The sequence below is a fragment of the Pseudomonas bharatica genome, from assembly GCF_048586865.1.
Lineage (GTDB): Bacteria > Pseudomonadota > Gammaproteobacteria > Pseudomonadales > Pseudomonadaceae > Aquipseudomonas > Aquipseudomonas bharatica.
Map to the genome: position 1 here is coordinate 78,649 of NZ_JBMAWR010000027.1, position 7,521 is coordinate 86,169.

At 64.8% G+C, this 7,521-nt stretch carries 4 protein-coding genes; all 4 read right to left on the reverse strand.

All coding sequences use genetic code 11. The features are described from left to right. Nucleotides 1-7: 7 nt before the first annotated feature. The 4 genes from ACKLLE_RS23595 to ACKLLE_RS23610 all read right to left on the reverse strand — a co-directional run bounded on the left by ACKLLE_RS23595 (nt 8) and on the right by ACKLLE_RS23610 (nt 7,260). The gene (locus tag ACKLLE_RS23595) at nt 8-3,187 is read right to left on the reverse strand and encodes an efflux RND transporter permease subunit (protein ID WP_420059220.1); all 3,180 of its coding nucleotides are present in this window, start codon (nt 3,185-3,187) and stop codon (nt 8-10) included. 12 nt (nt 3,188-3,199) lie between these two features. Next, nucleotides 3,200-4,444 carry a multidrug efflux RND transporter periplasmic adaptor subunit MexE gene (mexE, locus tag ACKLLE_RS23600; RefSeq protein WP_064304063.1) on the reverse strand — a complete coding sequence of 415 codons (1,245 nt, stop codon included), beginning with the start codon at nt 4,442-4,444 and terminating at the stop codon, nt 3,200-3,202. 333 nt (nt 4,445-4,777) lie between these two features. Then, entirely contained in the window at nt 4,778-5,890 is a 1,113-nt protein-coding gene (locus ACKLLE_RS23605; protein ID WP_420059221.1) for an LLM class flavin-dependent oxidoreductase, read from the reverse strand. 35 nt (nt 5,891-5,925) lie between these two features. Further along, on the reverse strand, nt 5,926-7,260 hold the full coding sequence (locus ACKLLE_RS23610; RefSeq protein ID WP_420059222.1) for an LLM class flavin-dependent oxidoreductase: 1,335 nt from the start codon (nt 7,258-7,260) through the stop codon (nt 5,926-5,928). Nucleotides 7,261-7,521 lie beyond the last annotated feature (261 nt).

Below are 7,521 nucleotides of genomic sequence, written 5' to 3' on the forward strand. Positions count from 1 at the left end.
ACACGGCTCATGCGTGGCTCCCTTGCGCGGTCAGGCGGGCCGCTTGGCGTGCCTGCTTGCGCTCGACATAACGGCGGATCAGAACGAAGAACACCGGGGTCAGCAGCAAGCCGAAGATGGTCACTCCGATCATCCCGGAGAACACCGCCACGCCCATGGCATGACGCATTTCCGCACCGGCGCCGGAGGAGAACACCAGCGGCACCACACCCATGATGAAGGCGAACGAGGTCATCAGGATCGGCCGCAGGCGCAGGCGGCAGGCTTCCAGTACCGCGGCCAGCGGATCGAGCCCTTCGGCCTGCTTGTCCTTGGCGAACTCGACGATCAGGATCGCGTTCTTGCACGCCAGCCCCACCAGGACGATCAAGCCGATCTGGGTGAAGATGTTGTTGTCGCTACCGGACAGGATCACCCCGGTAATCGCCGAGAGCAGGGTCATCGGTACGATCAGGATCACCGCCAGCGGCAGGCTCCAGCTTTCGTACTGGGCGGCCAGCACCAGGAAGGCCAGCAGCACGCAGAGCGGGAAGACGAACAGCGCGGTGTTACCGGCAAGGATCTGCTGGTAGGTCAGCTCGGTCCATTCGAAGGTCATGCCGTTGGGCAATTCTTCCTTGAGCAGTTTTTCCATGGCTTTTTCCGCCTGGCCGGAGCTGTAGCCCGGCGCCGCGGCGCCGTTGATCTCGGCGGTGATGAAGCCGTTGTAGTGCATGACCCGGTCGGGGCCGGAGGTGTCGCTGACCTTGATGAAGGTCGCCAGCGGGATCATCTCGCCCTGGTTGTTGCGCACCTTCAACTGGCCGATCTGCTCGGCGTCGAGGCGGAACTGCTGCTCGGCCTGGACGTTGACCTGGTAGGTGCGGCCGAAACGGTTGAAGTCGTTGGCGTACAGCGAGCCCAGGTAGATCTGCAGGGTGTCGAAGATATCGTTGATGGCCACGCCGTGGGTCTTGGCTTTCTCGCGGTCGATGGCGGCATCGACCTGGGGCACGTTCACCTGATAGCTGGTGAACAGGCCGGCCAGTTCCGGCACGTTGTGGCTCTTGGCGATGATGTTCTGGGTTTCCTTGTACAGCGCTTCATAGCCCAGGTTGCCACGGTCCTCGATCTGCAGGCGGAAACCGCCGATGGTGCCCAGCCCCTGTACCGGCGGTGGCGGGAAGATCGCGATATAGGCGTCCTGGATGTCGGCGAACTGCGCGTTCAGCGCGGCGGCGATGGCACCGGCCGACTGGCTCGGGTCCTTGCGCTCGTCGAAGGGCTTGAGCGGAGTGAACACGATGCCGCTGTTCGGGCTGTTGGTGAAACCGTTGATCGACAGGCCCGGGAAGGCCACCGAGTCGGCCACGCCAGGTTGTTTCAGGGCGATTTCGCTCATCTTCTTGATTACCGCTTCGGTGCGGTCGAGGCTCGCCGCGTCCGGCAACTGGGCGAAGGCCACCAGGTACTGCTTGTCCTGGGCCGGAACGAAACCGGTCGGGGTGGACGAGAAGCCCAGGTAGGTCAGGCCCATCAGCCCGGCATAGACGAACAGCGCCACGCCACTGCGGCGGATGACCCGGCCGACGGTGCCCACGTAGCTATGGCTGGCACGCTCGAAGAAGCGGTTGAACGGACGGAACAGCCAGCCGCCGAGCAAGCGCTCCAGCAGCCGCGAGAAACGGTCCTTCGGCTCGTGGTGCCCTTTCAGCAGCACGGCGGCCAGGGCCGGCGACAGGGTCAGCGAGTTGAAGGCCGAGATTACCGTGGAGATGGCGATGGTCAGGGCGAACTGCTTGTAGAACTGCCCGGTAAGGCCGGAGATGAACGCCGCCGGGACGAACACGGCGCACAGCACCAGGGCGGTGGCGATGATCGGGCCGGTCACTTCGCCCATGGCCTTCTTGGTTGCTTCCAGGGGCGGCAGGCCGAGTTCGATGTTGCGCTCGACGTTCTCCACCACGACGATGGCGTCGTCCACCACGATACCGATGGCCAGTACCAGGCCGAACAGCGACAGGGCGTTGAGCGAGAAACCGAACAGGTGCATCACCGCGAAGGTACCGATCAGCGATACCGGAACCGCCACCAGCGGGATGATCGAGGCGCGCCAGGTCTGCAGGAACAGGATCACCACCAGGACCACGAGGATCAGCGCTTCGAACAGCGTATGCACCACGGCCTCGATCGAGCCGCGAACGAACACGGTCGGGTCGTAGACGATGCTGTAGTCCATGCCTTCGGGGAAGCTCTGCTTGAGCTCGGCCATCTTCGCCCGCACTTCGTCGGAGATCTCGATGGCATTGGAGCCCGGGCGCTGGAAGATCGGGATGGCCACCGCCGGCTGGTTGTTCAGCAGCGAACGCAGGGCGTACTGGCTGGAGCCCAGCTCGACCCGGGCGATGTCTTTGAGGCGGGTGATCTCGCCGTCGGCGCCGGAGCGAATGATGATGTTCTCGAACTCGTCCTCGCTGACCAGGCGGCCCTGGGTGTTGACCGAAAGCTGGAAGCTGGTGGCGTTCGGCGCGGGTGGCGCACCGAGCTGGCCGGCGGCGACCTGGCGGTTCTGCTCGCGGATGGCGCTGACCACATCGGCGGCGGTCAGGTTGCGCGAAGCGACCTTGTTCGGGTCGAGCCAGACCCGCAGGGAATAGTCGCCCATGCCGAACAACTGCACGTCGCCGACGCCGCCCAGGCGGGCCAGCTCGTCCTTGATATTGAGGATCGCGTAGTTCGACAGGTAGAGCATGTCGTAACGGTTATCCGGCGAGGTCAGGTGCACGACCATGGTCAGGTCGGGCGAGGCCTTGTCCACGGTGATGCCGATGCGCGTCACCTCTTCCGGCAGCTTCGGCTGGGTTCGCGTCACGCGGTTCTGTACCTGGACCTGGGCGTTGTCCAGGTCGGTACCCAGGGCGAAGGTGATGGTCAGGGTCAGCTTGCCGTCGGCAGTGGACTGCGAGGACATGTACAGCATGTTCTCGACACCGGTGATGGCCTGCTCCAGCGGCGCGGCGACGGTTTCACCGATCACCTTGGGGTTGGCGCCGGGGAAGTTGGCGCGGACCACGACGGTGGGCGGCACCACTTCCGGGTATTCGCTGATCGGCAACTGGAACAGCGAAATCGCGCCGGCGATCAGGATCAGCAGGGAAAGCACCGCGGCGAAGATCGGCCGGGTGATGAAGAAACGGGAGAAATTCATGGGTGTGGTCCCTTAACCGCGTGGAGTCGCGGCGCTGGCGAGCTTCGCCGTGGCCTTGCCGTTGTCGGCAGGCTGACGGTTGGCGGCTTCCAGGGCCTGGCGCTGTTGGGCGAGGGCGGCGAGGGTGGCTTCGCTCGCCATCGGCGTTTCTTCAGGGGTGACCGGCGAGCCCGGGCGTACCCGTTGCAGGCCCTTGACCACGATGCGGTCGTCCTTGGACAGGCCACTGCGCACGATGCGCAGGCCCTCGAGTTTCGGCCCCAGCTCGACGGCGCGGTAATCGGCCTTGTTGTCCTTGTCCATGACCAGCACGAACTTCTTGCCCAGGTCGGTGCCCACGGCTTCATCGTTGATCAGCACGGCCGAGTAGGTGGCGCTGCCCACCAGTTTCAGGCGCGCATACAGGCCCGGGGTGAACTGGCCGTCGCGGTTGTCGAAGACTGCACGACCGCGGATGGTGCCGGTCCTGGGGTTGACCTGGTTATCGACGAAGTTCATCTGGCCCAGGTGCGGGTTGCCGGCTTCGTTGGACAGGCCCAGGTACACCGGGGTGGTCTGGCCGCGCTGGCCTTCGCGTGCCAGCTGGGTGTACTTGAGGTACACGCGCTCGTCGGCATCGAAATAGGCGTAGACGCGGTCGGTGGAGACCACGCTGGTCAGCGGGGTGACGTCGGCGGTGACGATGTTGCCGGCGGTGAATTGTGCGCGGCTGACCCGGCCGCTGATCGGCGCGGTAACCCGGGTGAAACTCAGGTTCAGCTTGGCCAGGTCCAGTTGCGCCTGGATAGCCGCCACACCGGCGCGTGCTTCGGCAGCGGCGCTGGTGCGCGATTCGGCCAGTTCGGCGGAAATCGCATTGCTGTTGCGCAGGCGTTCACCGCGCTGGGCTTCGTTTTCCGAGCGGATGGCGGTGGCGCGGGCTTGTTGCAGTTGGGCTTCGAGGCGGCGGACCTCGGCCTGGAACGGGCGTGGGTCGATCTGGAACAGCAGGTCGCCTTTCTGCACCTGGGCGCCCTCGGTGAACGCCACCTGGTCGATCTGGCCGGAGACGCGCGGACGCACCTCGACGGTTTCCGGGGCCTCGAGACGGCCAGTGAACTCGTCCCATTCGTTGATCGGTTGCTCGATCACCTTGGCTACGCTGACCTTGGGCGCCCCTGGAGCCTGCACCGCTTCCGGGGTGCGACCGCAGGCACTCATCACCAGGAGGGCCAACGCAGCAAGGGGATAGCGCAAGGGTTTGAGTGACTGCTCCATGGAAAACTCCGCCAATGTATTGATAGTGGGCGGATTCTGCGTTTTGCCGCGGGTGGGGACGAATCGAATGAAGCGAAGGTGACTATCACGGGGAATGATGGAAGTCGGGGATTATCGCCTGGCGTTGATAGTTGGACGCTGGCAACCAGGTGCAAGCGACTGGCAGGGACAGGCAAGCGGGCAGGGGAGCGGACGCGGATACTGGCGGCGCACCACTGGAACAGGTCCCTTTGCGTGCGACGGCAATATCTTCATATCTGCGCTACGTTTGAACCGCCGGCAGGGCTGCCGGCGGTTTTTTTTGCTCGGGCTTTTGTGGTGTTCTCGAGGGCCTCATCGCCGGCAACCGTTGGCCCGCTTCCCCTGCGCCTGCTGCGCCACCAGAGATCGAATCCGCGGCAGCAAGTCCTGCCCGTACTCCACCGCGTCGCGCAACTGGTCGAAACCGCGGAACAGGAAGGTCGTTATTCCAAGGTTGTAGTACTCCAGCGCTGCCTCGGCGACCTGGTCCGGGGTGCCGACCAGCGAGGTCGAGTTGCCTGCGGCGCCGGTGAGGGCGGCAATCGCAGTCCACAGGCGCTTGTCGTGCACCACCTTCTGGCTCGCCAGTTCCACCAGGCGCGAGGAGCCGACGTTGTTCCTGCCTACGTTCAGTTCGCGACGCTTGCCGGCGCGCTGCTCGTGCAGCACCTTGGCGTCCGCGAGGATCCGCTCGGCCCGTGCCCAGGCTTCCTCCTCGGTAGCCCCGAGGATCGGCCGCAGCGACAGGCTGAAGCGAATGTGCTTTTCCCGCCCGTATTTGGCCGCTGCCCGGCGCACCTTGGCGATGCGCTCGCGCACCTGTTCCAGGGGCTCGCCCCACATCATATAGACGTCGGCATGTTTGGCCGCGACTTCCACCGCCGCGTCCGAGGCACCGGAGAAGTAGATCGGGATGTGCGGTTTCTGCAGCGGCTTGACCAGGGTCAGGTTTTCCTCGACCCGGTAATGCGCACCCTGGTGGCTGAACGGCTGGGTCGCGGTCCAGACCTGCTTGGCCACGTCCAGGTACTCTTCGGTGCGGGCGTAGCGGGCATCCTTATCGATGAAGTCGCCGTCGCGTTGCAGGTCGCCGCTGTCGGCGCCGGTGATCACGTTGATCGAGGCGCGACCGCGGCTGAGCTGGTCGAGGGTGGCGAACTGGCGCGCGGCGAAGGTCGGCGCCTGGAAGCCCGGACGGTGGGCTACCAGCAGGCCGAGTTTCTCGGTGTAGGCGGCCACGTGGCTGGCGATGATCAGCGAGTCGGCAGCACTGGTATTGACCGCCAGCAGGGCCTTGTCGAAACCGCCGTATTCCTGGGCCTGGGCAAAGGCCTTGATGAAATCGAGGTCGACGCCGGGGCCGCGCGGCGCCTGGGATTCGCTGCCTTCCTGGGGGCCGATCAGGCCGATGAATTCAAGACTCATGAAGCAAACTCCTTGTGTGTGGGGGCTCGGGCGGTTCAGGCGACCGCTTCCTGGGTGCGACGCAAGGTATTACGGTTGGCCGGCACGGCCAGGCCGAAGTTGTCGCGCAGGGTCTGGCCCTCGTAGTCGCGACGCAGCAGGCCGCGGGCTTGCAGTACCGGCACCACCAGTTCGGTGAAGCGCTGCAGGCCGTCCGGCAAAAGGGAATTGATGATGAAACCGTCCGCCGCTTCGTGTTCGAACCAGTCCTGCACGGCATTGGCGACTTCCTCGGCGGTGCCGACGAAGTCGCGCTTTGGCGCGGAGAACCGCAGCGCGACCTGGCGCAGGGTCAGGCCCTCTTCGCGGGCGACGCGCTTGAGCTGGTCGGACGAGCCCTTGTGGCTCTGGCTGCCGAGGTCGCCGAGATCGGGGAAGGGCGCATCGAGGTCATGGCCGCTGAAATCGTAGTCGTTGAAGGGCCGGCCGAGGGCGACCAGGGCGTCATCGATGCTGACCAGGTCCACCGCCTGCTGATAGCGGCGCTCGGCGTCCTCGGCATCGACACCGACGATGGGGCGGATGCCCGGGAGGATGAACAGCTCTTCGGCATTGCGCCCGAAGTTGCGGGCGCGTTGCTTGAGGTCCTGGTAGTAGGCGCGGGCTTCGCTGAAACCCTCGGGGCTGACGAAGATCGCATCGGCCTGGCGCGCGGCGAAGTTGCGCCCGTCCTCGGAGGTTCCGGCCTGGAAGATCAGCGGCTGGCCCTGGCGCGAACGGGCGATGTTCAGCGGGCCCTTGACCTTGAAGAACTCGCCCTGGTGGTTCAGTGCGTGGAGTTTTTCCGGATCGAAGAACTCACCGCTTTGCTTGTCGCGGGTGAAGGCATCGTCTTCCCAGGAATCCCACAGGCCCTGGACCACCTGCACATGTTCCTTGGCGATGCGGTAGCGCTCGGCATGGGGCGGGTGCTCGGCCTTGCCGAAGTTGTCGGCGGTGCCGGACAGCCAGGAGGTGACCACGTTCCAGCCGGCGCGGCCGCCGCTGATATGGTCCAGGGAGGCCAGTTGCCGGGCAACCTGGAAGGGCTCGGTGTAGCTGACGGTAATGGTCGCCACCAGGCCGATATGCTCGGTCACGGCGGCCAGGGCCGAAAGCACGGTCAGCGGTTCGAAGCGGTTGAGGTAGTGGGGGCTGGACTTGGCGTGGATATGCAGGCTGTCGGCGATGAAGGCGAAGTCGAACCTGGCTGCTTCGGCCAGTTGCGCCTGCTGCTTGTAGTAGCCGAAGTTGACGCTGGCATCGGCCAGCGCATCGGGATGGCGCCATTCGCCCCAACCGTGGCCGACACCGTGGATCATTGCGCCGAGTTTGATCTGTCGCTTGCTCATGCTTGGCTCCTTGAGGAGAGGGGGAGTTCGTAATGGCCTCCGCCTGGCATGGGGTCGGACTGTGGGATAGACCTTAAGCTGTTGCGGGCTGTGCTGTGAAAGCACATTTTCTTCTATGCTAATTATGTAAGTTGTGCATTTTAGGATTGGTTTATATCAGTGAATTGAATCTTGATCTCGGCAGGAGGCTCAAGCGGTTCGCGGACTCTGTGGGAGCGGGGGGGGCCCCCGGGGGGGGGGGGGGGGGTCCCCCCCCCCCCC